This is a genomic window from Arthrobacter sp. 18067 (assembly GCF_902706295.1).
In the GTDB taxonomy this organism is placed as follows: Bacteria; Actinomycetota; Actinomycetes; order Actinomycetales; family Micrococcaceae; genus Arthrobacter.
Genome location: NZ_CACSJJ010000001.1, coordinates 236,122 through 261,676 on the forward strand (window position 1 = coordinate 236,122; position 25,555 = coordinate 261,676).

23 protein-coding genes are annotated in these 25,555 nt (G+C 63.6%); 14 read left to right on the top strand and 9 right to left on the bottom strand.

Annotated elements, in window-relative coordinates:
• Positions 1 to 89: 89 nt before the first annotated feature.
• Genes GVL04_RS01010 through GVL04_RS01025 form a run of 4 tightly spaced genes read left to right on the top strand, consistent with a single transcriptional unit; the run spans position 90 to position 4,501 of the window.
• A complete protein-coding gene (locus GVL04_RS01010) occupies positions 90 to 1,496 on the top strand; it encodes a hypothetical protein (protein ID WP_159698199.1) in 1,407 nt (468 codons plus the stop codon).
• Entirely contained in the window at positions 1,497 to 2,150 is a 654-nt protein-coding gene (locus tag GVL04_RS01015) for an ABC transporter ATP-binding protein (RefSeq protein ID WP_235036106.1), read from the top strand.
• Positions 2,143 to 3,375, top strand: coding sequence for an ABC transporter permease (locus tag GVL04_RS01020; RefSeq protein ID WP_159698205.1), 1,233 nt, complete (start codon positions 2,143 to 2,145; stop codon positions 3,373 to 3,375). The genes GVL04_RS01015 and GVL04_RS01020 overlap by 8 nt, the downstream gene beginning before the upstream one ends.
• A gap of 55 nt (positions 3,376 to 3,430) precedes the next feature.
• A complete protein-coding gene (locus GVL04_RS01025) occupies positions 3,431 to 4,501 on the top strand; it encodes a Gfo/Idh/MocA family protein (RefSeq protein WP_159698208.1) in 1,071 nt (356 codons plus the stop codon).
• Positions 4,502 to 4,594: 93 nt separating this feature from the next.
• Here GVL04_RS01025 and GVL04_RS01030 read toward each other — a convergent pair whose 3' ends face one another.
• The 3 genes from GVL04_RS01030 to GVL04_RS01040 all read right to left on the bottom strand — a co-directional run bounded on the left by GVL04_RS01030 (position 4,595) and on the right by GVL04_RS01040 (position 6,548).
• Positions 4,595 to 5,035 carry a DoxX family protein gene (locus GVL04_RS01030; protein ID WP_159698211.1) on the bottom strand — a complete coding sequence of 147 codons (441 nt, stop codon included), beginning with the start codon at positions 5,033 to 5,035 and terminating at the stop codon, positions 4,595 to 4,597.
• Between the two features lie 77 nt (positions 5,036 to 5,112).
• A complete protein-coding gene (locus GVL04_RS01035) occupies positions 5,113 to 5,784 on the bottom strand; it encodes a phosphonatase-like hydrolase (protein WP_159698214.1) in 672 nt (223 codons plus the stop codon).
• On the bottom strand, positions 5,781 to 6,548 hold the full coding sequence (locus GVL04_RS01040) for a GntR family transcriptional regulator (protein WP_159698217.1): 768 nt from the start codon (positions 6,546 to 6,548) through the stop codon (positions 5,781 to 5,783). The genes GVL04_RS01035 and GVL04_RS01040 overlap by 4 nt, the downstream gene beginning before the upstream one ends.
• A gap of 163 nt (positions 6,549 to 6,711) precedes the next feature.
• Here GVL04_RS01040 and GVL04_RS01045 point away from each other — a divergent pair, with 163 nt between their 5' ends.
• From GVL04_RS01045 to GVL04_RS01065, 5 genes are all read left to right on the top strand, one after another.
• Entirely contained in the window at positions 6,712 to 7,923 is a 1,212-nt protein-coding gene (locus GVL04_RS01045; RefSeq protein ID WP_159698220.1) for a TIGR03364 family FAD-dependent oxidoreductase, read from the top strand.
• Positions 7,924 to 7,958: 35 nt separating this feature from the next.
• Positions 7,959 to 8,873 carry a phosphate/phosphite/phosphonate ABC transporter substrate-binding protein gene (locus GVL04_RS01050; RefSeq protein WP_159698223.1) on the top strand — a complete coding sequence of 305 codons (915 nt, stop codon included), beginning with the start codon at positions 7,959 to 7,961 and terminating at the stop codon, positions 8,871 to 8,873.
• The gene (locus tag GVL04_RS01055) at positions 8,873 to 9,628 is read left to right on the top strand and encodes a phosphonate ABC transporter ATP-binding protein (RefSeq protein ID WP_159698226.1); all 756 of its coding nucleotides are present in this window, start codon (positions 8,873 to 8,875) and stop codon (positions 9,626 to 9,628) included. Before GVL04_RS01050 ends, GVL04_RS01055 begins: the two co-directional genes overlap by 1 nt.
• Positions 9,625 to 10,479, top strand: a complete 855-nt coding sequence (gene phnE / locus GVL04_RS01060; RefSeq protein ID WP_159698229.1) for a phosphonate ABC transporter, permease protein PhnE — start codon at positions 9,625 to 9,627, stop codon at positions 10,477 to 10,479. The genes GVL04_RS01055 and phnE overlap by 4 nt, the downstream gene beginning before the upstream one ends.
• 155 nt (positions 10,480 to 10,634) lie before the next feature.
• Positions 10,635 to 11,753, top strand: coding sequence for an FAD-dependent oxidoreductase (locus tag GVL04_RS01065; RefSeq protein WP_159698232.1), 1,119 nt, complete (start codon positions 10,635 to 10,637; stop codon positions 11,751 to 11,753).
• Positions 11,754 to 11,817: 64 nt separating this feature from the next.
• On the opposite strand, the gene GVL04_RS01070 is transcribed toward GVL04_RS01065, so the two are convergent.
• Positions 11,818 to 14,037 carry an NADP-dependent isocitrate dehydrogenase gene (locus tag GVL04_RS01070; protein WP_159698235.1) on the bottom strand — a complete coding sequence of 740 codons (2,220 nt, stop codon included), beginning with the start codon at positions 14,035 to 14,037 and terminating at the stop codon, positions 11,818 to 11,820.
• Between the two features lie 356 nt (positions 14,038 to 14,393).
• On the opposite strand from GVL04_RS01070, the gene GVL04_RS01075 reads away from it, so the two are divergent.
• Positions 14,394 to 15,395 carry a serine protease gene (locus tag GVL04_RS01075; RefSeq protein WP_235036107.1) on the top strand — a complete coding sequence of 334 codons (1,002 nt, stop codon included), beginning with the start codon at positions 14,394 to 14,396 and terminating at the stop codon, positions 15,393 to 15,395.
• A gap of 101 nt (positions 15,396 to 15,496) precedes the next feature.
• Here GVL04_RS01075 and purH read toward each other — a convergent pair whose 3' ends face one another.
• On the bottom strand, positions 15,497 to 17,167 hold the full coding sequence (gene purH / locus GVL04_RS01080; RefSeq protein WP_159698241.1) for a bifunctional phosphoribosylaminoimidazolecarboxamide formyltransferase/IMP cyclohydrolase: 1,671 nt from the start codon (positions 17,165 to 17,167) through the stop codon (positions 15,497 to 15,499).
• Positions 17,168 to 17,287: 120 nt separating this feature from the next.
• On the opposite strand from purH, the gene GVL04_RS01085 reads away from it, so the two are divergent.
• The 3 genes from GVL04_RS01085 to GVL04_RS01095 are packed head-to-tail and all read left to right on the top strand — an operon-like array spanning position 17,288 to position 20,567.
• On the top strand, positions 17,288 to 18,238 hold the full coding sequence (locus tag GVL04_RS01085; protein ID WP_159698244.1) for an N-acetylglucosamine kinase: 951 nt from the start codon (positions 17,288 to 17,290) through the stop codon (positions 18,236 to 18,238).
• Entirely contained in the window at positions 18,213 to 19,163 is a 951-nt protein-coding gene (gene murQ / locus GVL04_RS01090; RefSeq protein WP_159698247.1) for an N-acetylmuramic acid 6-phosphate etherase, read from the top strand. The genes GVL04_RS01085 and murQ overlap by 26 nt, the downstream gene beginning before the upstream one ends.
• Positions 19,164 to 19,214: 51 nt before the next feature.
• Positions 19,215 to 20,567 carry an MFS transporter gene (locus GVL04_RS01095; RefSeq protein WP_159698250.1) on the top strand — a complete coding sequence of 451 codons (1,353 nt, stop codon included), beginning with the start codon at positions 19,215 to 19,217 and terminating at the stop codon, positions 20,565 to 20,567.
• Between the two features lie 72 nt (positions 20,568 to 20,639).
• Here the strand turns inward: GVL04_RS01095 and GVL04_RS01100 are convergent, their stop codons facing one another.
• Both GVL04_RS01100 and purN read right to left on the bottom strand, forming a co-directional pair.
• On the bottom strand, positions 20,640 to 21,575 hold the full coding sequence (locus tag GVL04_RS01100; protein WP_159698253.1) for a hypothetical protein: 936 nt from the start codon (positions 21,573 to 21,575) through the stop codon (positions 20,640 to 20,642).
• Positions 21,576 to 21,695: 120 nt separating this feature from the next.
• A complete protein-coding gene (gene purN / locus GVL04_RS01105; protein ID WP_159698256.1) occupies positions 21,696 to 22,265 on the bottom strand; it encodes a phosphoribosylglycinamide formyltransferase in 570 nt (189 codons plus the stop codon).
• A gap of 11 nt (positions 22,266 to 22,276) precedes the next feature.
• On the opposite strand from purN, the gene GVL04_RS01110 reads away from it, so the two are divergent.
• Entirely contained in the window at positions 22,277 to 22,726 is a 450-nt protein-coding gene (locus tag GVL04_RS01110) for a hypothetical protein (protein WP_159698259.1), read from the top strand.
• Positions 22,727 to 22,766: 40 nt separating this feature from the next.
• Here GVL04_RS01110 and GVL04_RS01115 read toward each other — a convergent pair whose 3' ends face one another.
• Together GVL04_RS01115 and GVL04_RS01120 are read right to left on the bottom strand one after the other, a co-directional pair.
• Entirely contained in the window at positions 22,767 to 24,098 is a 1,332-nt protein-coding gene (locus GVL04_RS01115; protein WP_159698262.1) for a DUF6350 family protein, read from the bottom strand.
• Between the two features lie 444 nt (positions 24,099 to 24,542).
• Positions 24,543 to 25,466 (bottom strand): LysR family transcriptional regulator, encoded by a 924-nt coding sequence (locus GVL04_RS01120; protein WP_159698265.1) that lies wholly within the window; start codon positions 25,464 to 25,466, stop codon positions 24,543 to 24,545.
• Between the last annotated feature and the right edge of the window lie 89 nt (positions 25,467 to 25,555).

Here is a 25,555-nt window from a genome sequence, read left to right on the forward strand (position 1 = left end):
GTAGCAAAGGAGATGGCCCAGAGCTGGTCGCGGACGCTTTGGCCCTCCGAGACGCAAACGGGCTTTTCCGCATGCCCGAGGGTGAGAGATTGGCGGAAGGCGATGCATTCACTACCGCCATTTACGCCCGCTCTGATCCTGATGGAAAACTGGCCGAGGGCACGAGGGGGGCTGCAGCCAAGAAACCGGTCGCTGACTCTACAGACCCGAGTCTGACAACCGCATGGTCGGCTGCAGCCCTCAACCTGCCTGGCGGACAAGCGCCCGTTCTACCCGACAAACAGCTCACGGCTGATGCGGAAGTTGCGGTGCTCTGGTACTACGCCGATGCTGTCCGCATTTTGGGGCGGAGCCAAGAAGCCGACCGAAGCATCCTGGATCGGCTTGAGAGTATAGACTTGGGCGCGATTCGTGGCCATCCTTACTTGGTCTGGCGACTGTGGGATACCTACGAGTCTTTAGGTGTCCCCCAGCCACGTGAGGTCACCGAGGTACTCATCTCGGCATCGATGGGCAATCTGCCGACGACCCCCGAATCAGTTTTTGACACTCAGGCCATACTCGAAATCTCCTCACTGCTCAACGCGCCGCCTCCCGTTCCTGGCGGCCTGGCCAAACATTTCGGGGATTTGCTGACCAGCAACGCCGTCACCGAGGACGTCACAGTGGCGTCGGTCCTGCGATCGCTGACGCTCCTGGGCAGGGCCGATGAATCCCGGCGTTATCTGGAGGACAACGTGCTGTCGAAGCGCATTGACTCCGACAACGGCTTCGTCAGGCCATTAGTGTCCCACCAAGGGACAATCGAAGGTTCCTACCTCATGTCACGGCTCCTGGATCAGTCGTTTCCAGAAGCGACGAATGAGAAGACCACCGAAACTCTTATTACAAGTATTGAAAGTGACTCAGTGGACGTCACTACCAAGCTCAAGGCAATGGTCGCCCTGAGACGTGCCGGGGACGCCCGTTGGCAGGACTATAGACACATCTCTAAGAAGGTAACCACATCCTTGCCATCCGCAGTTACGCCGTCCCAGATGGTCGCCTACTTGGACACCGTCGATGCATTGGTTCAGCTCGACTCGTCGCCCAAGTTCCCGCGCCTTGAAAAGTTCAACGCGCCCGACATCAATGACCCTGTGGTGAGCAGGCAAGCCTTCCTGGCACTTTCCAAAGCCTCATACTTCTCGAATACATCAGAAATTGCATCATGGTTTCCTGAACAGCAGAAGAATTTACCCGCTCTGGTTAGAGAACCATCAGAGCCCTATCTCCTGTACTTTAGCGGCCTCGCCGCCATGGCAAATGCCCCTCTATCGGGATTGAACTCGAATGACTTTACACAAGCAACAGAGAATCTTAAGGACCTGCAAGGATGTGGAAGCCTAAAAAAGCTTTACCGCATCAGCACTCAACCCGGTTCGCCCTGCAGCTTGATCATTTCAGTCCAGCTCATGGCTGCACCTGGCGCATACACATTTGGAAGAACAAACTAGATGAGCATTCTTACATTGGCCGGTGTCAGCAAGAGGTACCGGGACGCTTCGGGGAGATCCCATCGCGTGCTGTCCCACTTTGACCTCGATATCGGCCGCGGTGAAGTGGTCTGGCTCCGAGGGCAGTCCGGTTCAGGGAAATCAACCGTGCTAAACATCGCCGGTCTCCTTTCCACGCAAGACAGCGGAACACGCCACATCGACGGCCAAGACCTCACTGCCCCTACACAGGGTCTGGCGGCAGAAACTCGGCGCACAAAGATCGGGATGGTTTTCCAGCACAGCAACCTTCTCCCCGAACTGACAGCCATCGAAAATGTCCAGATCGCGAGCATAGTTAAACGCACCGAGAAGGACGTAATGGAGCGGCTGTCCGAACTCGGGCTTGCAGGAGTTGCACAGCAGCAGGCCAAGCAGTTGTCGGGCGGACAGCAGCAGCGGGTGGCCTTCTGCCGGGCATTAGTCAACGATCCTGTGATTCTCCTGGCCGATGAACCCAATTCCGGTCTGGACGAAAAGAACACAACAAGCATCCGTAACGCCCTCTCGGCCGCGGCAGACCGAGGATGCGCCGTTTTACTCGCTTCACACACTTCCGCATTTGAGACGATCGTCTCACGAACCTTAGATATGGAGGACGGTCGTATTGGCTAGCACCGGCATCCTGGTCCGCCGCAATACGGCGCAAACACTCCGCAAATTGCGCCCGCTGGCAATCATGATGGCACTCGCCATCGCGATCCTGCTGATTGCGGACAGCGTCGTGTCAGCGGGCATCGCGAGATATTCGAAATCGGTCACCAGTGATTCTTCGCTCAACATGGTTCAAGTCAGTTCCATCACCTCCGGCTCCATGAAGCCGATCACCAAAGGCTCACTCGATGAATTCGCCGGCATTCCTCACGTCGCGGACGTGTATGGCTGGGCGCAGGTTGACCTCACCATCGACAACCCTGCGCAGTGGCCAGGCTCTGACAACCCCGGTGCCCTATGGGGAACCCCATACATCCGCGGGGTAAGTCCAAAAATCACTGACGGATCAGTCGGCCAGAACGGCCCTGGCCTTGGGGAGATAATCCTCCCGAGGTCCAGTAGCTTTGGTGACTTCGCACCCCTTCTCGGCCAGACGGTCCGCTTTGGCTATACGCAGATGATCTCTCCCGGAAACGGAGCCCTCGCTACGATCGACCTAAAAGTCGCAGGCATGTACGACAACAGCACACCTGGAGCCGATGGCACGCAGCCTTCCTACATTTCATCCGAGCTATTAGCTCAACTCATTTCCAGCCGGCAGTTCGGAAACGCAGACATGAGCGACTCGGACGCCCTGCCGTTTGATCGCGCTTTCATCAAGCCCGAGCAACCCGATAACCTCTCCGACATACAGTCGGCAGTGTCCGGCATGGGATACGGCGTTTTCAGTATCGCCAATCAGATTGACTCTCTCCCGGGCCTTTTCAGGCTTCTTTCCTTCGTTACTTGGGCTGTCGGCATATTCCTCGTGCTTTTTTGTGTGGGAGTAGGCGGCTCAATGGGCGGCTCGTGGATCAATCAGCGCGTTCGCGAAGTGGGGATCCTAAAGGCCGTGGGATGGCCAGGGGGCGCGATATCCCGGGCATTTTGCTATGAACTAGCGCTAGTAGGTGCTGCCATCGCCGTTTGCGGAGTCACTGCCGGAGTTCTGGGTTCACTGGCAACTACAACAATTGTTGGCGCGATGGATCTGGAACTCCTGCGCGTGGAGCCGTGGACGCTGCCTAATGCATTGTGGATTGCCTCCACTTTACTCATCGTCCCAGCCTTCCTGTGCCTCGGCGCCCTCCGCAGCGCCATTGGCGTTGCCCGCATGGATGCCGACTCCGCTCTCCGCGACCTATGACGGCAGAACGCTGGGGGCAGAGGCAACGCTTGCCCGGAATGAGAGGATGTCAGTCATGACCCTCCCTATCGCCAAGCCGTGGCTTTTCTCGCAAACCAACCAGGACCCCCGAGCGGCTACGGGCCGGCGTCTGCGGTGGGGCGTCGTGTCCACCGGCAACATCGCCAACAGCGTCTCGCAGGACCTTTCCTTGCTGGAAGACGCCGAGCTCTACGCCGTGAGTTCCCGGACCCAGGGTGCCGCGGACGCGTTCGCCGGCCCGCTTGGTTTCGCCAAGGGATACGGGGACGACGGCGATGTGCCCGGCTACCAGCGGCTGTTCGACGATCCCGCAGTGGACGTAGTCTATGTGGCCACTCCCCATGCCCAGCACTTCCAGATCGCATCGGCCGCCTTGCGCGCCGGCAAGCACGTACTTTGCGAGAAGGCGCTCACCATCAACGCCCGCGAAGCCTCTGAGCTGGTGAAACTGGCCCGGGACAATAAGGTGTTCTTCATGGAGGCCGTCTGGAGCCGCTTCCTTCCGAGTATGCAGCGGGCCTTCGCGATCGCCGCATCCGGGGAGCTCGGAGAAATCCAGTGGGTCAGCGCAGATCTTGGCTTCCCCGCACCCTACGACCCCTCCGCCCGTATCTGGGCCTTGAACGACGGCGGCGGCGCACTCCTGGACCTCACCGTCTACCCCTTGCTGTGGCCTTTGGGGACGCTGGGATTCCCCCAGTCGGTGACGGCGATCGGCACGCTGAACGAGGACGGCGTGGACACGCAGAACGCACTGACGCTGGGGTATGCCAACGGTGCCCAGGCGCAGCTGACCTCTTCCCTCATGGCACACGGGCCACGGACCGCCACCGTTGCTGGCGGGCTTGGGTTCCTGCAGACCGTTGGGTCCGTCAACAATCCGCGAGAATTGATGATCCGGGTAGGTTGGGACGAGCCGCGCCACGAGCGCTTCGATGTGGTGGGCATTGGCTACACCTACGAACTCCGTGAGGTAACGCGTTGCGTCCAGCAGGGCCTCACCGAAAGCCCGGTCATGCCTCTGGAAGACTCAGTCAACGTCATGCGCTTGTTCGACGGCGTGCGGTCCCAACTGGGCATCCGGTACCCGAACGATGCGCGGTGAGTTTAAGGCACGGTGAGTTGACGGCACGGTGGGGTGCTCCCGACGGTGAGTGCCGCCGTCGGGAGTTAACCCAGGCGCGTTAACGTCGACAGACTAACGCCGCGGGCCGGTTGGTTGCCGTGCGAGTTTACGGTCAAGCGACAGCGCCCCCGGTCCGAGGAACACGAACGCCACGGAGATGGCTGCATAGACAATCAGGAGTTCTGCCGTGACGCCCGACTTGTCCGTGAGCAGGGGCTTGCCCGCTTCCGTCACGAACCAGATGCCCGCGAACATGATCGCCGCGAGGAACCCGGCCACTCGGGTCAGGGCTCCGAGGACCAGCAGCAGGCCAAGTCCCAGCTCACCGGCGATCACCAACCACGCCACGATCTCGGGCTTCTGCACGCCCATTGCCGCGACAGATGCCGCGAACGCGGCGTGACCGGCCATGAGCTTCTGGATGCCGTGCACCATGATGAGTGCACCAAACACCACGCGCAGGATGGTGACGCCACGGGCGGAGGACTTGGGAGAGGGGTGAAGGAATTTCACCCGTCCCAATCTTCCATGCCGGGCGCCCCCAGCCAAACGGGCGGCGCCAGCCAAACTGGCGGCGCCAACGCCGGACGCTAGGACAACAGCGCGGGGATGTCCTTGACGCCGGCCAGGATGTGGTGGTGCGGGTGCGCGGCGAGGTCTTCGCGGCCCAGTTTGCCGGTCAGGACACCGACGGCGGTGACGCCTGCGTTGTTGGCCGCGGCGAGATCGTTCACGGTGTCGCCCGCGGCGATCACAGCCCGGACGTCCTGCACGCCTGTTAGTTCCATGGCACGGTGGATCATGTGCGGCGCCGGGCGGCCCGCGGCTACTTCATCGGAGCAGACGACGGCGTCCAGCAAGTTGTCGTCGCCGACGCCCCATCCCAGCCGCTCGAGCAGGGGCTCGGCGACGTCGCGTGAGAAGCCGGTGGTCAGCGCCACCTTGATGCCCTGGCGGCGCAGTTCGCGGAACGCGTCTTCCACTCCCTCCAAGGCGACCGGCGGGTTGGCGTCGTAGAACTCGACGAGCAGTTCCTTGAAGCGGATGAAGGCAGCCGCCACGGTTTCAGCGTCCGCCGTGCCTCCGCCGGCTTCGATCAGCGCCGTGATGGCCTCCACCTTGTCCGCGCCCATCCATTCCTGGACGGCGTCGGGTGTGGTGGCCACGCCGGTCTCTTCAACGCAGCGGGCAAGGGCTACGTACACGTCGCCGTGTTCGTCGATGGTGGTCCCGGCCATATCGCAGGCGACAAGGGTGATCATGGGGTGGCTCCTTCGGTGTGGATTCGGACCAGGGCGGCCCTGCGTTCCACGGTGTTGTCGATGGTGAAGTTGGTCAGTGCCGGCAGGTAGCGGTCCTCCGAATATTCCAGGGGCTGGCCATCGCCGGAACGGGTGATGCGGCGTTCGCGTAGGAGCGGAATGCCTTCGGGCTGCTCCAACAGCTCGGCGTCCTCATCGCTGGCGGCAACGGCGTCGATCGTGTGCCGTGCGCTGTGCAGGTCCACGCCTTGCTCCTTGAGGAACGCGAAGATGGACCCGGAGTCGGTGTCGAAGTCGAACAGTTTCCGGCCCACATCCAGGATGAACGTGGTGCGCTCAATCATGGCCGGGGACTCGTCCAGGTAGCGGACACGCAGGACCTCCACCACCGTGGTTCCCGGCACCAGACCGAGTGCCTCGGCAGCTTCCGGGCTGGCCTCGCGGCGCGCGACCTCCAGCGTCCGCTGGCCGGGCTTCTTGCCGATGCCGCTGGCCCATTCGGTGAACGAGTTGAACGTGGAAAACGACTGCGACGGCACGGACGAACGAACCATGGGAGGACGGCCCCGCCCTCCGGTCACGGCGCCTTCCGACCGGAGAAACGCGAGCGCCTGGCGGATCGGTCCGCGCGAGGTCCCGAATTCCCGGCATAGCTCCGCCTCGCTGGGCAACTGGTAACCCGGAGGCCACTCACCGTCGGTGATGCGGCGCATGAATTCCTCGCTCAGCCTGACGTGGAGGGGTGCGTTCTGCTGTGTGCTCACCAGTTGATAATACAAGTCTGTTTCGGCAATAACACCGGATTTGAGCGGTCCCAGGTGAATTTGGGGTGAACTCAAATGAACAGACGTTAAATTCAGATTAACTTGTATATACAAGTGCCATTCTGGCTTGATTCCCCTTCCCGGAGCCGCCAATGTCAGTGGTGTGAACAACCCAAGCACCTCCCCCACCCCCTTCAACAACAGCGCGGGCCAGCCCGCCGACGTCGTGATTGTCGGCGCTGGAATCGTTGGTTTGGCGCATGCCGCGCACGCTGTTGCCAACGGCCTGACCGTCACCATCATTGACCGCGACCACCACGCCGCGGGCGCCTCCGTCCGCAATTTCGGCCACTGCTGCATCACTGCCCAGTCCGGGGAACTGTACGAACTCGCGCAGACCTCGCGGAAGTACTGGCTCGAGTTCGCCGAGCAGGCAGGCTTCTGGGCCTCCGAGGCCGGCGCTGTAGTACTCGCCCGCACCGAAGCCGAGATGAACGTCCTGCGCGAACTCTCCTCGGTCCGCGAGCCAGGCCAGGTGGAATTGCTCTCCCCTGCAGAGACGCGGAAACGGCTGAATGCTTCGGCTCCTGAGGAAGCGCACGACGGCGGTGGTACTTCCGGCGCGGCATGGCCCGGCCTCGTAGGCGGCGCCTTCCTCCGGGACGACCTCCGCGTCGACCCCCGCACCACCGTCGCCAGGTTGGCCGAATGGCTGAGCCTGCAGCCCGGCGTCGAACTTCACTGGAACACGGCGGCGCTCGGCTTCTCGCAGGGTACCCGCGGCGTGACCGTCCAGACCTCGCGGGGCGAGCTTCGCGCCGGGCAGGTGTTCGTGTGCGTGGGCCATGACGTCGACTACCTGTACCCGGTGCTGGCCGCCGAACACCGGATCCAGCGGTGCGCGCTGCAGATGTCGCTGGCCGCCAAGCCGTCCAGCGTCGAGTTCGCTCCCGCTGTCCTTACTGCAACATCCATGCTTCGGTACCCGGCATTCACGGACATGCCCGCTGCCGCTGCGCTCCGCTCCGAGGTGTTGGAAAACCAGCCCGAGTTGCTGGAGGTCGGCGCCAACGTCATGTTCACCCAGCGCCCGGACGGCAGCATCATCCTCGGTGACTCGCACCATTACCACCACACCGCGGACCCTTTCCTGGACGAATCCGTGACCACCACCCTCAACACCGAAATCGAGGCCCGCATCGGTGAGCCGTTGGAGATCATCCAACGCTGGCAGGGCGTCTACGCCTCTTCTGACGTCGCACCGATCCTGGTCCGAGAGGTCCAACCCGGAGTCACGGTGGTGTCCGTGACCTCCGGCGTGGGCATGACCCTGTCCTTCGGCCTGGCACACCGCAACGTGTCGCGTTTGTACTGAAGCTCCCCTCCCCCTCCCTTCGCATAAGGAATCCCATGAAAACCTCGCTCTTCACCGGCTCCGCCCTTGCCCTCGCCACTGCCCTTGCGCTCACTGCCTGTGGCGGCTCAGCCCAGTCCTCGCCCGAGGCAACGTCCGCCACCTGCCCCAACGGCGAGATCAAGTTCGGCATCGAGCCTTACGAGGACCCGGCCAAACTCAAGCCCGCCTACGACGTCCTGGCCGCAGCGCTGTCCAAGAAGCTCGAATGCCCCGTCAGCGTCCAAGTGGTTGAGGACTACGCCGCCGAAGTCCTGGCCATGCGCAACGGCAAGCTGGACCTGGGCCAGTTCGGACCGTTGGGATATGTGTTCGCCGATGCCAAGGCCGGTGCCGAACCCCTGGTTTCGTTCGGCACCGCGGAGAAGGAACTCAGCACCTACACCGCAGGGATCTGGGTTCCCAAGGACAGCCCCGTCAAGGCCATTGGGGACCTTAAGGGCAAGTCGCTCGCCTTGGGCAGTGTTGGATCCACCTCGGGTGACGTGCTGCCGCGCTTCGGCCTCCGCGAAGCCGGAATCGCCGAGGCCGACATCAAGATGGACTACACCGGAGGTCACCCCGAAGCTTTGCTGGCCCTGACCAACGGCAAGGTGGATGCAGCCGAGATCAACTCCCAGACGCTCGCCACGGCGATCGCTGCAGGGACGTTCAAGCAGGACGATTTCCGCCAGGTTTGGACGTCCGACCCCATCCCGAACGATCCCATCACCGTGCGCGGTGACGCCGATCCCGCCTTCAAGGCTGCCGTCAAGGACGCGTTCCTGAGCCTCGATCCCGCGGACGTGGCAAAGGTTGGCGAGTTCCTGGATGTCACCCCTCCAGGGCCGCTGTTGGAGGTCACCAAGGACAACTACACGCCGCTGTTCGACCTTGCCGAGACCATGGGCCTCACTGAGAAGGACCTGTAATGCCTCTCTCCGTCCAAGGCTTACGCAAGTCCTTCAGCGGGCGGACCGTGCTTCAAGGAGTGGACTTCTCCGTTGCCGCGGGCGAGCTGGTGGCTTTCCTTGGCGCCAACGGTTCCGGTAAGTCCACCACCCTCCGCTGCGTCATGGGCATCACGGAACCCGACGCCGGCAGCATCAGCATCGATGGGGCGGCACTGGATTCCCTGCAGGGCCGGGAGCTGCAGCAGATGCGCCAGCGAATGGCCATGATCTTCCAGAAGATCCACTTGGTCCCCCGGCGCACGGCCCTGGACAATGTTTGCGCCGGTGCCCTCGCCCGGATTCCCACTGTGCGTTCGCTGTCGCCGCTCTTGTTCCCGGCCGACGTTCAGCAGGAAGCCCTCGACTGCCTGGACCGCGTCGGCTTGGCCGACCGTGCCTTCGACCGCGTCGGCCGGCTCTCCGGCGGACAGCAGCAGCGCGTGGCCGTGGCCCGGGCACTCTGCCAGCGGGCCGACGTCGTACTCGCCGATGAGCCGGTGTCCGCCCTGGACCCGCACGCCGCTGAGCAGGTCATGGCGCTGCTGCGCGAGCTCGCGCACTCCGAAGGGCTGGCCGTTGCCGCCGTCCTGCACCAGCCGGACCTGGCCCTGCGCTACGCGGACAGGTCCATCGGGCTGCTCCAAGGATCCATGACCTTCGACCTCCCCTCCACAGCGGTCACGGCTGAACATCTCGACACGTTGTATGCCCCGGACAGGAATATCGCAGCATGACACCCCAGACCCTGACCCCGGCCGTCGCGCGCCGGAACTCAACTGCAAAAAACCGAGTGGCACTTGTCCGCCCGAAGAAGCCGCTGCGGTGGATCACGACGGCGGCAGTGTCTGCCGCCGTCGTCGGACTTCACGCTGTGGCCATCGAAGGGACGGACTTCAAACCGGAGCTGTTGGTGGATGGCTGGAAGGGCATGGCCGCGTTCATCGGCGATGCCTTCCCACCTGACCTGAGCTGGGAGAAGACACTCAAGCCTGGCCTGGAAGCCACGCTGGTGACATTGTGGATCGGCCTCCTGGGGACCACACTGTCTGTGCCGTTCGCCCTGCTCCTGGCCGCGTTGGCCGCCGAGAACACCAGCCCGCACCGGCTGGTCTACCAAGGCGCCCGGGCCGTGCTGTCCTTCTTCCGCGCCGTGCCGGACATCGTGTTCGCACTGATCTTCGTGACGGCCGTGGGGCTTGGCCCGTTCGCTGGCGTGCTCGCCCTGATCTGCCACAACACGGGCGTGATGGGCAAGCTGTGGGCCGAGTCCATGGAGGAGATCGACGCCGGTCCGCAGGAGGCACTCCGTACTGCGGGCGCCAACCGAATCCAGCAGGTAGCCAATGCCACGCTGCCCATGGTGGTCCCCCAGTTCGTGGGCCTGCTGCTCTACCGCTTCGATGTCAATGTCCGGTCCTCGCTGGTCCTCGGCCTGGTGGGCGCGGGCGGCATCGGGCTCCTGATCAACCAGTCCATCAAGTCGTTCCAGTTCGACTCCATGCTGACGCACATCCTGATCGTGTTGGTGCTGATCATCGTCGTGGACCAGTTCTCCGCGTGGATCCGGCGACGCCTGGCTGCCTAACGCTGCATTGTTGACCCAAGTAAGTAGCAGATGACGCCGTTTTGAGCTCTCAGAACGGCATGATCTGCGACTCAGTTGGGTGAGTGGGGGCAGAATGGGAGGTGGCCCTGTTTGGGGCCGTGGTTGGAGTCGCGGACGTTGTGGATGGAGCAGGCATGCAGGTTGATGTTGTAGTTGTTGGCGGAGGAGCCATGGGATCGGCGGCCGCGTGGCAACTCGCCCGCTCGGGCCGCTCGGTGGTCCTCCTGGAGCAGTTCGAGGCCGGGCACCACATCGGCGCTTCCCACGGCGCCACCCGCAACTTCAACACCGCCTACGCTGAGGCCGACTACCTGGACCTCCTGGCCGAATCCAAGACCCTCTGGGACGAACTGGCTGCCGAGAACGGCGCGCCCCTGCTGGACCTGGTGGGGTTGGCGAACCACGGCAACCTCCCCCGTTTGAAAGAAGTCCGCGAGGCCCACGAGGCACGCGGCATCGAGAGCTACTTCATCTCCGCCGAAGAGGCCGCCAACCGCTGGCTGGGTATGAACTTCGCCACCGACGTCCTCTTTGTGCCGGGATCAGGCCGGATCCGTTCCGCCGACGCGCTGGCGGCGCTCCGCAAATCCGCCGAGGCCCACGGTGCGGTCTTCATGTACTCGACGCCGGTCCGCGACATCCGCGTCGACGGCGCCGAATCGGTGGTGGTGGTGACTGAGGAGACCGAATACACGGCCAAACGCGTGGTGGTCACCGCCGGAGCCTGGACCCCCAAGCTCATCGGCAAGCTCACGGACCTGCCCGCGTTGGTAGTCACCCAGGAGCAGCCGGCCCACTTCACACCGACAGACAACACCTTCGTGTGGCCCAGCTTCAACCACAGCCCCGACCCTGATCCGAACAACGAAGCCTACGAAGCCTACGAATACTGGTACAGCCCGGTATACGGCATGCTCACCCCGGGCGAAGGCGTGAAGGCCGGCTGGCACGGCGTCGGCCCCGTCATGGACCCTGACGAACGCACGTTCGAACCCATCCCCCACCAGATGGAAGCGTTGGTGCGGTACGCCCAAGAGTGGCTTCCCGGCGTCGACCCTTCCACCGCCGTTCCCATCAGCTGCACCTACACCACTACACCCAACGAGGACTTCGTGCTGGACCACTTCGGTCCCCTGGTGGTGGGCGCCGGGTTCTCGGGTCACGGCTTCAAGTTCACCCCGGCGATCGGCCGGGTGCTGAAAGACATCGTCGACGGCGGCGTGGCACCGGAGCGGTTCCGCGCGGACCGCTGAATCCATCCTTAAAAGCAACTGGCCCGCAGGCAATGCCTACGGGCCAGTTTGCTTAATCCGGTGACTACTTCAGGGTCGCGAGGACCTTGTTGAACGTAGCCGACGGGCGCATGATCTCAGCAGCCTTCGCGGCGTCCGGACGGTAGTAGCCGCCCAGCTCGACGGCGGGACCCTGGACTGCGGCCAGCTCGCCGACGATGGTCTCCTCGTTGGAGGTCAGGGCTTCGGCAATTGCTGCGAAGTCCTTGGCCAACTCGGCGTCCTCGGTCTGCTTGGCCAGTTCCTGGGCCCAGTACGTGGCCAGGTAGAAGTGGCTTCCACGGTTGTCCAGCTCGCCAACGCTGCGGCGCGGGGACTTGTTTTCCAGCAGGAACGTACCCGTAGCGCGGTCCAACGTGTCAGCCAGGACCTGTGCGCGGGCGTTGCCCGTGGTGGTGGCAAGGTGCTCGAAGCTGACGGCCAGGGCAAGGAACTCGCCCAGGCTGTCCCAGCGGAGGTGGTTTTCCTTGACCAGCTGCTGGACGTGCTTGGGAGCGGAGCCACCGGCACCGGTCTCGAACAGGCCGCCACCGTTGATCAGCGGAACGATGGAGAGCATCTTGGCACTGGTGCCCAGCTCGAGGATCGGGAACAGGTCCGTGAGGTAGTCGCGGAGGACGTTACCGGTGACGGAGATGGTGTCCTCGCCCTTGCGGATGCGCTCCAGCGTGAAGGCCGTAGCCTCAACCGGGGAGAGGATCTTGATCTCGAGGCCTTCGGTGTCGTATTCCTTGAGGTACTCGTTGACCTTGGCGATGAGGTTGGCGTCGTGCGCGCGGGTCTCGTCCAGCCAGAACACGGCCGGGGTCTGGGAAGCGCGGGCGCGGGTGACGGCCAGCTTGACCCAGTCGCGGACCGGGATGTCCTTGGTCTGGCAGGCGCGCCAGATGTCGCCCGGGAAGACCTGGTGTTCGGTCAGGACGGTGCCCTTGCTGTCCACGAGCTGGACGGTGCCGGCTGCCTGGATCTCGAAGGTCTTGTCGTGACTGCCGTATTCTTCGGCTGCCTGCGCCATGAGGCCCACGTTGGGAACGGTGCCCATGGTGGTGGGATCGAAGGCACCGTTGGCGCGGCAGTCGTCCAGGACAACCTGGTAGATGCCGGCGTAGGAGCTGTCCGGGATGACGGCCAGGGTGTCGGCTTCTTTGCCATCCGGGCCCCACATGTGGCCGGAGGAACGGATCATGGCCGGCATGGAGGCGTCAACGATGATGTCCGAGGGAACATGCAGGCTGGTGATGCCCTTGTCGGAATCGACCATGGCCAGCGCGGGACCGTCTTCGAGGCCCTTGGTGATGGCTGCCTTGACGCCTTCGCGGACGTCCTCGGGCAGGTCTTCCAGGCCGCTGAGGATTGCTGCGAGGCCGTTGTTCGGGCTGATGCCTGCGGCTGCGAGCTGCTTGCCGTAGGTGTCGAACAGTTCGGAGAAGTAGGCCTTGACCACGTGGCCGAAGATGATGGGGTCCGAGACCTTCATCATGGTGGCCTTCAGGTGTGCGGAGAAGAGGACGCCCTCTTCCTTGGCGCGCGCGACCTGTGCCTTGAGGAACTCGTCCAGGGCGTCGGCGCGCAGGACGGTAGCGTCCACAACTTCGCCGGCCAGGACGGGGAAGTCCTTCTTGAGGACCTTGGTGGTGCCGTCTTCACGGACCAGCTGGATGGTCAGGGAATCGTCGGCCTTCAGGACAACGGACTTCTCGTTGGAGCGGAAGTCGTTCTCGCCCATGGTGGCAACGTTGGTCTTGGAATCAGCGGACCAGGCACCCATGGAGTGCGGGTTCTGGCGGGCGTAGTTCTTCACCGACAGGGGTGCGCGGCGGTCAGAGTTGCCTTCACGCAGCACCGGGTTCACAGCGGAGCCCTTGATCTTGTCGTAACGCGAGCGGATGTCCGTCTCGGTGTCCGAGGAAGGGTTGTCCGGGTAGTCCGGAAGGGCGTAGCCCTGGGCCTGGAGCTCGGCGATGGCAGCCTTGAGCTGCGGCACGGAGGCGCTGATGTTGGGCAGCTTGATGATGTTGGCTTCCGGCTGCTTTGCCAGTTCACCAAGTTCAGCCAGGGCGTTGCCCGTGCGCTGCTCTTCGGTCAGGAAATCGCCGAAAACGGCGATGATGCGGCCGGCCAGCGAAATGTCGCGGGTCTCCACCTCTACGCCTGCGGTTGAGGCATACGCTTCCACAATCGGCAGGAATGAGTAGGTTGCCAGCATCGGCGCTTCGTCTGTGTGGGTATAGATAATCTTGGCCATTGGCGGGGTTCTCCCTGAAAGTCTGCAGATTTCAACATCTCCTAACTTACCCGAGCAAGCCGCAACGGCGGCCCTTCGTGTCCGGGATCACGCCTTTGGTTACCGGGCGGGAAAGCGATTTACGCACGACGGCGACCTGGCCACCAAAGCTGCCGACCGCCGTCGAACGCTGCTCCCGCCTCCCCGAACGAGGGCGCGCAAACATGGCCCACCTAGCCTCAACAGGAAGTGACAGCAAATTATCACAAACTATGAAACATCTCTTTACAAACTTGTCATACGTTCGATACCTTCAATTCCGTCAGTCGGCGGTCGCCATCACTGGCCGCCTCACTCCCTCGATAGGTAGGAACAACGTGACAAAAACCAAGACCCTGGCCACAAGCCTGCTGAGTCTGTCCGCTGCCGCAATCCTGGCGCTGGTCGGTACCACCAGCGCCAACGCGGCGCCGGTAAACACCACAGACTCCAGCAGCGCTGCGGTCAGCAGCCACGCAGTGTCGGACGCCGGCGCTGCAGACTACTGGACGCCGGAGCGCATGAAGACGGCACAGTCCGGCGAGATCCTGGCCGCCAAGGCACTGGATCGCGGCAAGCTCCTCAACCTCGGCAAGGCCCCGGTCACCGAAGCCCCGGGCGCCGTCAGCAGCATCGCCGGCCAGCAGGCCACCACCGAATCCAAGACCATCGACCGCAAGGTCAACCAGAGCGAAACTCCGGTCAAGCACATCGGCAAGATCTTCTTCACCTTGGGCGGCTCCAACTACGTCTGCTCCGGCAACTCCGTCACCGCAGCCAACAAGAGCACCGTGTCCACCGCAGGACACTGCCTCAACGAAGGCCCGGGCGCCTACGCCACCAACTTCACCTTCGTTCCGGCGTACCTCAACGGCGCAGCACCCTACGGGAAGTGGACGGCAAAGGCGCTGTACGCCCCCACCCAGTGGGCCTCCAACGGCAACATGCAGTACGACACCGCATTCGCTGTCATGAACACCCTCAACGGCCAGAAGCTCGCCGACGTCGTAGGTTCCTCCGGCGTCCAGTTCAACGCCGCCCGCGGCCTGAGCTACAAGTCCTTCGGCTACCCGGCAGGCTCGCCCTTCAACGGTGAATCGCTCAAGAGCTGCTCCGGCACCGCCACCAACGATCCCTACAACCCGCAGTTCGCCACGCAGGGTATCCCCTGCAATATGACCGGTGGTTCCTCGGGCGGTCCTTGGTTCATCGGCAACAGCTCCTCCGGCTACCAGAACTCCGTGAACAGCTACGGCTACGGCAGCAACTCCACCACCATGTACGGCCCGTACTGGGGCACCGTGATCCAGTCCACCTACAACACCGCGGCGGCTTCGTAACCGATTTAGCAAGTCCCTGTTAACAACGACGGCGGCCGTCCCCTACCGGGGGCGGCCGCCGTTGCGTTGTGGTGCTTGGGCCCTCTCGGGCTCTTCCTCTTCTAGTGGAAGAAGTGGCGTGCGCCGGTGAAGTACATCGTGATGCCGGCAGCGTTGGCTGCGGCGATGACTTCCTCGTCGCGGACGGAACCGCCCGGCTGGACGACGGCGCGGACACCGGCGTCGATCAGGATCTGCAGGCCGTCAGCGAACGGGAAGAACGCATCCGAGGCTGCAACGGCACCGCGGGCACGCTCAGGTGCGTCTGAACCGCTGGCGTTGGAGGCACCGCCGGCACCTTCGACGTCGGACGCCACCGTCACGCCCAGCGTGTTGGCGCGCTCGACGGCAAGGCGGCAGGAGTCCAGGCGGTTGACCTGGCCCATGCCGATACCCACAGCAGCACCGTGATCGGCGATCAGGATCGCGTTGGATTTTGCGGCGCGGCAAGCGGTCCAGGCGAAGGCGAGGTCGGCGAGGGTTGCTTCGTCGACGGCTTCGCCGGCCGCGAGGGTCCAGTTGGCGGGGTTGTCGCCGTCGGCGTCCACCTTGTCGCTCATCTGGACCAGGACGCCACCGGAAACCTGGCGCATCTCAGAGGGGTAGCGGCCGTAGCCCTCGGGCAGGGCCAGGAGGCGGATGTTCTTCTTCTTGGAGAGGATCTCCACGGCTTCCGGCTCGAAGTCCGGGGCGATGACCACCTCGGTGAAGATGTCTGCAACCGTGCGGGCCATGCCGGCGGTGACGGTCCGGTTGGAAGCGATGACGCCGCCGAAAGCGGAGACGGGATCGCAGGCGTGGGCCTTGGCATGGGCGTCGGCGATCGGATCTGCAGCATCTGCGGAACCGACAGCGACACCGCACGGGTTGGCGTGCTTGATGATGGCGACTGCAGGCTCGGCGAAGTCGAAGGCAGCGCGGAGGGCGGCATCGGCGTCGACGAAGTTGTTGTAGCTCATGGCCTTGCCGTGCAGCTGGTCGGCCTGGGCGATGCCGGCCGGAGCAGCCTTGTCCACGTAAAGCGCGGCCTGCTGGTGCGGGTTCTCGCCGTAGCGCAGGACCTCGGAACGCTCCAGGGCGAGGCCTGCGTAGGCGGGCCAGTCGATGATGCCGTCGCCGTCTTCGTCCAGGAACTGGCTGGCAGTCCAGGAAGCAACAGCGTTGTCGTAGCTGGCCGTGTGCGCGAAGGCCTTGGCAGCCAGGCGGCGGCGGGTGTTCAGGTCGAAACCGCCGTGTGCAGCGGCGTCGACAACTGCGCCATAGAAGTGCGGGTCCGTGACGATGGCGACGGCGGCGTGGTTCTTCGCGGCCGAACGCACCATGGCGGGGCCTCCGATATCGATCTGCTCAACGACGTCGTCCTGCGCCGCGCCGGACTTCACGGTCTCGACGAACGGGTAGAGGTTCACCACCACGAGGTCGAAGGTTTCGATCTCCATGCCGGCAAGGGTTTCCATGTGCGCCGGAACGCGACGGTCGGCCAGGATGCCGCCGTGCACGCGCGGGTGCAGGGTCTTCACGCGGCCATCCAGCATTTCCGGGGAGCCGGTGACTTCTTCGACTTCCTTGACCGGGATGCCTGCGGCGGCGATCTTCTTGGCGGTGGAGCCGGTGGAAATGATGGCGACGCCTGCTGCGTGCAGGCCCTTCGCGAGCTCCTCCAGTCCCGTCTTGTCGTAAACCGAGATCAGTGCACGGCGGATGGGAACACGGTCAAGCTGCGTCAAGCTCACAAAAGTCTCCGTCTTAGTTCGCGTAGATGTCGCGGGTGGTATCGCGGGTGTGGGGATACGGAGAGTTTATCGTGTTTCGTTGGAGCGCCGGTTTTGCGTCGTGCAACATAGGGTTGAGCCATGGAAGCCCCCAACGATGTCGTACTTGTTGCCGATCTAGGGAAGAGCCGCTGCCGCGTGGAGTTGCGCAGCGGTGACGCGTTGCTGGGCGCCGCAGACCAGCACGGCTTTCCCGGAGTGCACGTGGACAACGGCCCCACCCTCGCGTTTGACCTCCTCCTTGAGACGGTCAGCCAGCTGCCGCCCGGCCTCCCGGTCAGCACCTTGACCGGAATCGGTGCCGCCGTGGCCGGCGTTGAAGCTTCAGCGGAGAAGTCGCAGGAACTCGCCACAATGCTCTCGCAGCGGTTCAGTGTCCCGGCAGCCGTCCTCTCCGATGCCACGGCCGCCCAGCTCGGCGCGCTCCAGGGCGCCCCCGGCACCACGCTCATTGTTGGGACAGGCGCCGTCGCCTTCCGTTTCGATGACGCCGGCGTCCTCCACCGCGCCGACGGCTGGGGACCCTATCTTGGTGATCGCGGCAGTGGACGATGGATCGGCCAGCAGGGTCTGCAGGCAGTTCTTGAAGCGCACGACGGCGGCACTGCCACATCGCTGTCGGCTGCGGCCGGTGCACTGGTCGAGTCGCCCGAGATGCTTCCGGGGTGGCTCGCGGCAAACGAGAACCCCTACCGCGCGATGGCCCGTTTCGCGCCGCTGGTTCTGCACGCCGCCGAGGCGGGTGACGCCGTCGCGCATGACATCATCGGCGAGGCGTGCCGCATACTGACCCACACGGTGAAGCTCGCGTCCAGCGGCGACGACGGCGCCACGCCCCGCGTGGCGATGCTGGGCGGAGTGGTGGGCTCGGAGTTCTTCGCGGCGCTCTTGCGCAAGTCCCTCGCTTCGGCTGGGATTGAGGTGGTGGCGCCGCTCGGCGATGGCTTGGACGGTGCTGCCCTCGCTGCGACGCGCCGCGGGCTCATCCAGGAAAGGTACATCCACCGTGACGGAACAATCTGGCCCGACTAGCGCCGACAAACTCGCGGGCTTGCGCACGGAACTCGCCGGACTGCAGACCGAAGCCACGGCCGAGGGCTTGGAAAACCTGGACATCCTGGGCACCGAGGAACTCGTTGCCGCCATGCTTTCCCACAGTTCAGGAGTGCACGCTGCGGTCGAGGCGGCGGGCCCCGCCATTGTCCAAACCGTCGACGCCGTTGCGGAGCGGCTCCAGCGCGGCGGCCGCCTTTTGTATGTGGGAGCCGGCACGGCCGGGCGTCTGGGCGTGCTCGACGCGAGTGAGTGCCCGCCGACGTTCGGCACCCCGCCGGGACTCGTCGTCGGACTCATCGCGGGCGGCGTGCAGGCGATCCAGAAACCGGTGGAGTATGCCGAGGACAACGCAACTGCCGGCGCGCGCGACCTGCACGATATCAACGTGACGGAAGCGGACGCCGTCGTGGGTATTACGGCCTCCGGCCGGACCCCGTACGTGATCGGCGCACTGGAGGAGGCTCGGAAGCGGGGCGCGTTCACGGCGTCGCTGGCGTGCAACAAGGGCTCGGCAGTAAGTCATGTGGCGGATGCTGCGATCGAGGTTGTGGTGGGTCCGGAGTTCATCGCGGGTTCCACCAGGCTGAATTCGGGCACGGCCCAGAAACTCGTCCTCAACATGATCAGCACGCTGGTGATGGTGAAGCTCGGCAAGACCTACGGCAACCTCATGGTGGATCTGCGGGCCACGAACGAGAAGCTCCTGGCCCGTTCGCAGAGGACCGTGCAGCATGCCACCGGCGTGTCTGCCCAGGAAGCCGCCGTGGCGTTGGACTCCGTTGGTGGTTCGGTCAAGGCGGCTATTTTGGTGCTCCTGACAGGCATCGAGGCTGGTCAGGCCAAGGGTGCCCTGGAGGAAGCCGGCGGTTTCCTGCGCCGGGCGATCGAGAACCAGAAGTAACCCGGGCGGCGGCGCGTTGCCCAGCGCATAAAGTTGCATGCAGGAGGGCAAATGAATACATACACAGCCGTGCCCAGCGGCGAACAAGTTGTGCAGGAACTGCCATGGCGGTGGAAGGTCCAAGGACGGATTTTCCTGATCGGCGGGCTCGGGTTCATGTTCGACGCTTGGGATGTCACGCTCAATGGCATCCTGATTCCGTTGCTGTCCAAGCACTGGTCCCTGCAGCCCGCTGACGCTGCATGGATCGGGACGGCCAACTTGATCGGCATGGCTGTGGGTGCGTTCGCGTGGGGAACCATTGCGGACACTATTGGCCGCAAGAAAGCCTTCACGGCAACCCTCCTCATTTTTAGCATCTTCACGGTTCTGGGTGCCTTCGCCCCGGACATCGTGTGGTTCTGCATTTTCCGTTTCATGGCCGGCTTCGGCCTGGGCGGCTGCATCCCCGTGGATTACGCGCTGGTGGGTGAGTTCACGCCTCGTAAGCAACGCGGCAAGGTGCTCACAGCCATGGATGGCTGGTGGCCCGTTGGTGCAGCGCTGTGCGGTTTCATCTCCGCCGGGCTGGTTGCGGCCTTTGGCGACTGGCGGCTCACCATGCTGATCATGGTGCTGCCCGCGTTGTTGGTCTTCTGGGTGCGCCGTTCGGTTCCCGAGTCGCCGCTGTTCCTGATCCGTGCGGGTCGGCGGGCTGAAGCTGCGGCGGTGATCGATGGCTTGGTCGAGGCGACAGGTGCTTCGCCGCGGGCATATAGCCTGCCCGAACCGCAGGCCGCGCCGCGCCTCTCCCCCGGCAGCGCCTGGGCACAGCTACGGGGGATTTGGCAGTTCAACTGGAAGATCACGACGGCGGCTTGGGCTTTGTTCTTCTCTGTGCTTCTGGTCTACTACTTGTCGCTGACGTGGATGCCGCGCATTCTCATCGGTGCTGGATTCGAGGAGTACAAGGCGTTCGTCACGACGGCGAGCATGGCCGCCGTCGGGCTCTTGGGCGTGGTAGTCGCAGCGCTCCTGGTGGAGCGGGTGGGTCGCAAGTGGATCCTGGCCATCACCGGTCCACTGTCCGCTTTGACCTTGGTGATCGTGGCCTTCGTGGTGGATGTTCCGTCGGCCGCCGTGTTCTGGTTGCTGGTCTTCGGGTTCGTGGTCCAGGTGGCCATCCCGGTTCTCTACGCCTACGTGTCCGAGCTCTATCCGACCGAGCTTCGTGGCTCCGGTTTCGGCTGGGCGTCGACGTTCTCCCGCCTCGGCGCAGGCTTTGGGCCTCTGGTGTTCGCCTCGTTCTTCTGGCCGGAGTTCGGATTGGCGCAGTCGTTCGCGATGGCCGGCGGCTTGGTGCTCCTGTCCGTGCTGTGGATGGCCTTCTTCGCCCCGGAAACGAAGCAGCGCGAACTCTCGTAACCGCCCCGCCTCGTACCCAACTGAGTCGCAGTTCAGGTCGTTCCCAGCCCTGGGAACGACCTGAACTGCGACTTACTTGGGTGACCAGCCGCGTTGTTCGAGCGCCCGCCGCACCTTGGCCACGGCGGACCTCGCGTTGTTGCTCATGTGGCCCTTTGAGATTCTCACGAGAATCCAGCCGGCTCGACTGTAATCCTCCTCCCGGGCGATGTCCCTCACGATCTGCTCCGGATCCGAGTGACCCTCACCTTCGTACTCCACGGCAACGCGCTGCTCGCGATAGGCCAAATCCGGTTGACGCACGACGCCGGGACTTAGCTCCGTAGGAACGTTGACTTCCGCTGTGGGCAGGCCAGCCCACTTGAGCGCCAGCCTCAGTCGCGTTTCGGGAGCCGAGTCGGACCCCACGCATGCTTGTTCCAAAGCGAGGCGGGCCTTGCGGATGCCAGGTGTCCCCCAGTGACGGTCAAGCATCTCTTCGAGCTCATCCATGGTGCAGTGGGGCGAACTCCGTCCTTCGAATTCCGGTCTGGGAATACGCAGCAAATGATCGGCCACAACGGTGATCTCGTCGATGTCCATCTTCCGCGCGCAGTCCAACCACGTCCGAGCCCGGCTGGTGATGAGCAGGCCATTGAACGTGGTGATTTCATCCTCGAAGAACTGACCTCGATGTCCCACCACACCGCGCCGTCGAGGGATGGCCATGGCGTGGGGCCGCGAAATATGAATCCCAGGCTCGTGGCTGCCGGGCAGGAACCCTGGAAACCCCCACAGCAGGAACGCCGTCGCGTGGGAGGCCGCCGAAAATGGTGTGACCTGAGTGATCGGACGAACCATGTCCGCGAAGGCATGTTCGGTCTCCAGACGAGGGACTCGAATGGCTCGGCTCGGCGAGTCCAGATCCCGGTAACGCAGGCGCCCAACCGACACTCCGGCGTCGAGTGCTTCCTGCGTTGTAAAGGATTTCGAAGTGAGGTCTGCCGGGAGCGGCCGTGGGATCTTCATCAGCCCATGCTGGCAAATGCGACGGGAGCCTGGGGCGTTATCCACAGCCTTTCGTTCCTGCCACCCAACTAGGTAACAGCAAACGCTCCACTCAGGGCTCAGTGGAACAGGTGCTGCGACTCAGTTGGGTGCGGCGGCGAGGTCTGCGAGGGTCTGGACCAGCAGGCGGCGCTCCACTATCTTGATGCGCTCGTGCAGGGTTTCCTCGGAATCCGCAGGAAGGATAGTGACGGCTTCCTGGGCAATGATGGGGCCCGTGTCCACGCCGGCGTCGGCCCAGTGCACAGTGCAACCGGTGACCTTCACGCCGTACGCGATGGCGTCGCGCACTCCGTGGGCGCCCGGGAAGGACGGGAGCAACGCGGGGTGGGTGTTGACGTACTTGCCGCCGAAAGCGTTGATGAAGTCCTCGCTGACGATCCTCATGAACCCGGAGGACACCACGACGTCCGGCTTGTAGGACAGGACTTTGTCGCGCAAAGCAGAGTCCCATTCAGCACGGGTTTCGAACGAGTTGAAGTTGACCACGAAGGTCTCAATGCCGGCCTCGTCGGAGCGTTCCACGCCATACGTATCGGGGCGGTCGGCACCCACAGCGGCGATCTCGACATCCAGTTCACCCGACTTCACGGCGTCGATAACTGCCTGAAGATTGGAACCGGTACCGGAGACGAGGACAACAATGCGCATTGCACTAGCTTATGGGCGGCTCGCGTAGGCTGGAAAACATGAATCCCGACGTCGGTCCCAAGCCGAGCCAGCAACCCCGCTCAGAGACCGAAAAGTCCGCCCTCGGCGTGACCCAAATCCTGTTCCGTGCATTCCTTTTGACGGCTTTGGGCGCGTTCTTTGTGTTCTCCCTGAACGTGAATTACGTGTGGTTGAGTGCCATCCTGACGCTCGCGGGTTTGGTGTTGGGGATTGTGGTGCTGGTGAGGACGCTGAAGTACAAGCACCCGCGGCTGATTCTCTTCGGGACGATCTCCGGCCTCATCGTTTCGGCCGTCATGTGCCTGCTCATCCTGACGTCGGTGCTCTTTTTCAACCAGGTCAGCACATACCAGGACTGCTCGCGCGGAGCATTGACGGAATCCGCCAAAACACAGTGCATGACGCAGCTCGAGGACTCAATGCCGGGGTCGCTTCGCTAAGCCGGCTGAGGCTCCCCAGCGCCAGCGGAAGAGGTCCCGCTTAGGCGTGTTCGTCGTCGTACGCTGCTTCGTCGAGGTCCGCCTCGCGCAGCTTCTGGCGCCGTTCCAGCCACGGCCCCACTGCGTAACCAATTACGACGCCGATACCCACTTCCGCGGCCAGCCAGACTGCCGTCCACAACGGGTGGGGTCCGATTTCCGTGAGCCGGCCAATTCCGGCCGATCCCCGCGCGATCCACGCCAAGGCACCGCCCAGCAGACCTGCAGCTGCGCCGATGAATGCGCCCAGGAACAGGGTTGAGACGGTGGCTGTGAACCAGCGGGCTTTGATCTTGATGGAGAGCCACTCGTCGAAGTGGTTTTCGCCTTCGCGCAGGAACCACCAACCCGCCAGGATGCCCGCAACGACGGGAAGCGCGAGGGCCATGGCTCCGGCGTCGAGTTGACCTGCGGGGAGCGCGCCGAGGACCGGGACGGCCGGGAGCGGTCCGACGGCGGTACCCAGCGGACCTGCCGTGGAGCCGACGCCGAGCGAGAAGCCCGCACCGGAGGACCATGCCAGGGCGAAGATCACGAGGTTGGGCAGGAAGCCGAGCTGCGCGATCGTGAGAACGGCACCGCCCAGCGCGCCGGCTTGGATGCCTTCGTAGACGGCGATGATGTCAGTCCAGTGCCCCACGATGGTCACGGCCAAGAGCAGCGCGGCCAAACACACAGCAGCCATGGCCGCCACGAAACCGGCTTTCAACGCCGAGCCCACGTAGGAGCCTGCCCAGCGCGAGTGCTGGCTGGTCTTCGCGAGCCAAGCAACGGCGTCGACGCCGATCAGGCGGCTCCACGAGCCTGCCTCGCGTCGGGCGCCGACGATCATGCCCAGACCGAAGGAGATCAGCGGAATGGTCATGGCAAGCCAAAGGTTGATGACCACTTCGGAGGTGCGGCACACGAACCCGGTAGCTGCACCGAAAGCCGCGTAGACAACGAATGCGCCAAAGAATGCCTGCCACAGCTGGTCTGTGTACGAGGCACGGGCGAGGCGGCGCCCGGCCCGCCAGGCGAGCAGGAAGGGGATGAGCGTCAGGCCCAAAGGAATGAGGGACAACAGGCCCGAGCCCGGCTGGCCCGCAGTGCCGAGGCTGACTTGGGCCAGCTCCAGCGGAACGCCGTGAATCAGCAGCCAGGCCTGGCCTGCCAAGCGAGCCAGGGAGTCCACGTTCCGGTCTTGGAATCCATCAGTGGCCCACACTCCCACCAGCGGCAGCACCACAACGATGGCCGAAATGAAGGCTGCCTGCGCCGATTCCAAACCACCCTGCAGCCAAAGGGGCATCGGGAGGCCACGGTTTCCGGTCTGATCAGCGCGCAGTTTCATCGTGATCTATCGTGCCACGGCAGGGGGCGCCCGCCCCGCAGGCGCCCCTGAAATACCGCGAATTCCAGCGCTTTTTCCATGGAGTCGCCGTAAGATGGGAGGTGTTCTCCCGGGGTACGGAGCCCTCAGTTGCCACCTCAGCTCCGCCTCACCTGCACAGACTTTGAAAGGCCCGGAAACAATCGAAGCCGGGAACTAGGAGCGGCCAATGAATAGGTGTCACAACTCATAGCAGAAAGTCGTACTAGCAGCTGGTGCAGCCGCCTTGGGATTCTTTCCATAGGCTGCACCAGCCTTCTTTTTGTCCCCGCCTTCCGCCGAGGGGCGACTTCTCGGGACTTTGGGGCCGCGCTTACTGCCGAGAGCTAACCCCTCGCTCAAGGAACGCACGACGGCGGTCCCGTCACCAGAGCGGCCGGCGACCCGGCCCATCCATGCCTGCCATCAGGCGGGATTGGAGAGTTGCTCGCCGGAGGTTGACCGTTCAGAAACCACGTGGGAGGCCAGGCGGTTGCGCAGCCACAGCTCCGGCTCCGTTGGCCTCTGCTCCAGTGAATAGAGCAGGTCCACTCCAACCAGCCAGTCTGTGTGCTGGTACGCCTCCAGCCTGAGCTCTACCAATTCCCCACTGGCCAACTCCTGAGGAATGAATTGCCTCGGCACGGTCGCCCACCCCAAGCCGGCCCGAGTGAGTTCCACCAAGGGGCCGTAATCAAAGATCTGCCACACCTGCGCGTTTCGCAGGTACTCACCCGTTGGATGGACGTTGGCCTGATCGGCGTAGACCAACCTTCGGTGCTCCCGCAGATCCTCGAATTTCACCAGATCCCGACTGGCCAACGGGTGGTCCCGGTGGGCCACGTGCACCAGGATCAGATTGCCCAAACGGCGAAAGGCAAGTGACCTTGGGTAGTTGGGCAGCGTAAAGCAGACACCCATGGCGGTGGACCCGGCAAGGACATAGTCACTGATTGGACGTTGGTGGGCGGGGTTCTGCACCACCAGGTTGACGTGCGGGAAACGAGCCCCGAATTCCTGCAACGGTTGGGAGATCATCCGGAGGGGAATGTTGACGCTGATCGTCATCGTGTGGGCCGTTCCAGAGGCGAAGGCATCCGCTTGAAGTTCAAAAGCTTTGGCTCGTTCAATGACTGTCCGGGCGTCCAGGGCCAAACGCTGCCCAGCTTCGGTGACGGTTGGGATCCGGGTCGATCGATCGAAGAGTTCCACCCCGATCTCGATCTCCAGTTGGGCGATCGCCCCCGACAGGGATGACTGAGACCTGCCCAGCCGGCGTGCGGCCGCCGAAAATGATCCAGCCTCGCAGGCGGTGACGAACGCTTCCAAGCGGTCCAACGAGATATTCACGAAAGCCCTTCCTATCGGAGAATCCGATGATAACTAGCTTGGCTCATCGGGAATGTCGCAACTACGCTCCCCATTATGACGCAGCACAC